Origin of the sequence: Niastella populi, assembly GCF_002078015.1 — a bacterium.
In the GTDB taxonomy this organism is placed as follows: domain Bacteria; phylum Bacteroidota; class Bacteroidia; order Chitinophagales; family Chitinophagaceae; genus Niastella; species Niastella populi.
Genome location: NZ_LWBP01000059.1, coordinates 1 through 3,298 on the forward strand (window position 1 = coordinate 1; position 3,298 = coordinate 3,298).

The 3,298-nt window shown below is 37.5% G+C and carries 1 protein-coding gene; it reads left to right on the forward strand.

Annotated features, from left to right (window positions below):
- Positions 1-285: 285 nt before the first annotated feature.
- Positions 286-2,967, forward strand: coding sequence for an alpha/beta hydrolase family protein (locus A4R26_RS07435; protein ID WP_081163055.1), 2,682 nt, complete (start codon positions 286-288; stop codon positions 2,965-2,967).
- The last annotated feature ends 331 nt before the right edge of the window (positions 2,968-3,298 follow it).

The following is a 3,298-nucleotide window of genomic DNA, read 5'->3' on the forward strand; positions in this document are numbered from 1 at the left end:
TTATCAAACATGGAAATCATATTGATTGCTTCAGGTTTCTATGATATTCCAATCAATTTTCCCCGTTTCAGGTTATAGAATCCGGCATAAAACTTTCTTTTGATCGATTCCTTTTCTTATCTTTAAAATCTAATTTTGTAACCAATATTTTGATCTTATTCCGCCCTGAAATTTTCAGCAAGATCAAGATAAGCAGGAAAGAACTTTTACCGGTTTACCCTTTCCTTTATCCCGAGACGTTTTGGTAATTGGTATAGTTTACACAATAAAAAACTATAACCAAGTATGCGATTATTATTTCTGCTCTTATGCTTATTTACATTCGTTGATGTTGCCTTTTGTCAATCTTTAAAAACTGCTAATAAGCCTCCCGTTGACACATCTGTATTTGACAAGTGGCCAACTCTGAGAAGGGCTCCCTCCATTTCCAATGATGGCAATTTTCTGTTATACCAGGTGCTTAATGGAAATGAAACCACCCTTATATTAAAATCACTCAACTCCGATTGGGAAAGGAAGTTTGGTGGAGTTGCTATGGGATATTTTACCCTTGATAACAAACATGCAGTACTAAAGACCAAAAACGATAGCCTTTTAGTATGGAAGCTGGGTTCGGATTTGGAAAGCTCAATTCCAGCAGTGACTTCCTATACGTACACCAATAACGGAAAAGACGAATGGATTGCTTACCGAACAAGAAATAAAGAAAAGCATTTATTCGTTCGGCATTTAGCTACCAGTAAGGAGCAGGTATATCCTTCAGCAAAAGAATATTTATTTAGCGCAAATGGTAGCACGCTCTTCATAAAAGAAGAGTTGAATAATGGCGGTGCAAAGACAGAATGCCTGCTTTATGTTAATTTAAAAACAGGCAAGGAGAAAAAAATCTGGCAAGGAACTAACTCGGGAAATTTTGTGTTTGACCCATCAGGGAATGGATTACTATTTACCATACATAAAGGCGAGGCTGATAACGAAATTTGGTATTATAATCAAAATACTGAAAGTGCTGTACTTAAAGTAAACAACCAAACCACCGGAATAGAAAATAACTTAATTGTTACAGGCACAGATTTGAAGTTCAGTAAGGATGGGAAAAACATATTTTTTAAGTTACAGGAAAGATTGCCAAAAGCTGATCCAAACGCAGTGAAGGTAGATATATGGCATTATAATGAACAGCTCCATTCTTCACAACCTACAGGCCCATTAAAATATTTGGCTGTTATCAGCAATGATCAAAACACGGTTATACGACTGGAAAAAGAAAATGAACGAATTATCGGACAGCCCGATGCTCATAATGAATATATCGTAGTTTCAGATAAAGCTAATTTACGCGGGCAACAATTTTGGAATAGGAATGCACGGTATTCAGTGAATTTAATGTCAACGAAGACCGGTTCCCGAACAATAATCCGCGACACCGCTACTAGTTTTAACTGCAAATTTTCTCCCGACTCCCAATACTTTATTTATTATGACTATCAGCAAAAAGCCTATTTTTCTTTTGACCTGCAAAACCATATTGCAAAAAACATAACCAGGGGAATACCATTTTCACTAAGCAACGAAGAGTTAAACGATTATGACATAACCCTTCAGCATCCTGTTGGCTTAGGCGGATGGGTGAAGCAAGGCGAAAAATTATTTCCAATCATCTACGACGATTATGATGTATGGGTGGTAGATCCCGCAGCAGAAAAACTTCCTGTTAATCTTACCAATGGTTATGGCCGCCTGCATCACATTAAGTTCCGCCTGGTTTTTGAAAATGACTATGGCATTGAAGGAAAGGATGTGATTTATAAAAAAGAGAAACCCATTTTATTAACTGCCTTCAATACACTTTCAAAAGACAATGGCTTTTTTTCGGCAAGACCGGAACGAAAAGGCAACCCTGCGAAACTGACAATGGAGGCTTATAATTACTATCAAATCAAATCCCAGGCTTACAGTACGCAAAGTTTGCTCCCGCCGATGCAACCAGTCAAAGCTTTGCATAAAAACGTATGGGTCGTTAGAAGAAGTAGTGGCCGCGAATCACCTAATTATTTTGTTACCTCGGATTTTAAATCCTTTAGTCCGGTAAGTAACATTTACCCTGAAAAGAATTATAATTGGTTGACATCCGAACTACATCAATGGCAGTCACTGGACGGCAAGACTCTTCAGGGTATTTTGTATAAACCTGAAAATTTTGATTCCACCAAAAAGTATCCGGTAATTTTTCATTATTATGAACGGTTGTCCGACGGATTGAACATATATACTGATCCTGTAGCTTCATTCGGCCCAATCAATATTCCTTATTTTGTAAGCAATGGCTATCTTGTTTTTGTTCCAGATATTGTTTACACCATTGGTGAACCTGGTAAAAGCGTGGTTAGTTCAGTAGTGTCCGCTGCGAAATATTTATCTAAATCCCCTTGGATAGATAGTGCAAAAATGGGACTTCAGGGCCACAGTTTTGGAGGTTACGAAACAGCCTACCTGGTAACTCATACAAACCTGTTTGCAGCAGCAGCAGAAGCTAATGGACATACAGATTTAATTAGTGGTTATGGTGCACTACAAGGGGGAGGCAGCGCCCGGTGGCATTTTGAAATTTATCAATTTAGAACCCAATCCACATTGTGGAAGAATCCTGAAATTTTCATTAAAAACTCTCCAATCTTTAATGTTCCTAACATAAGCACTCCTTTGCTTATCATGCATCCAAAAGGAGATCCTATTGTTCCCTGGAGCCAGGCAGTGGAGTTTTTTAATGCTTTGCATCGGTTAAGTAAGAAAGTATGGATGCTACAATATGATGAAGGAGGACATGGTATCGGAGGCAAAGATGCAATGGATTACACCATTCGTCTTACCCAATTTTTTGATCATTATTTAAAAGGCACACCTGCACCAAAATGGATGGTGTCAGGTGTGCCCGCAAGATTGAAAGGGATTGAATCTGGATATTGAAAAAGTAGTCATTAATAATGACTACTTTTTCAAACTTTTGAAAGTTAAGATTAATAGTTCAAAGATGGGTTGTATAGGCAATGGTAGTAGATGTACAATTCCCAAATACATTAACATAGTACATAATAGTTCCCTAGGCATTACATACTGTTGTGGCAGTTCCAAAAAATGATCCTGAGTGGTAAATCCGAGTTTAAGCTCATTTATTAGACAAGTAGTGTCACAATAAAACAATAAATACTTCCAATAGTCTTTGCTTTAAATGCAAGGTCACCACCTACAACTGCAATGGCTGCTAATAAAACTTTTGCTTTTTTCATAATTGAATTGC

Excerpts from the sequence above, each read along its gene's own strand:
- A4R26_RS07435 (WP_081163055.1), top strand. The coding sequence starts at position 286 with ATGCGATTATTATTTCTGCTCTTATGCTTATTTACATTCGTTGATGTT.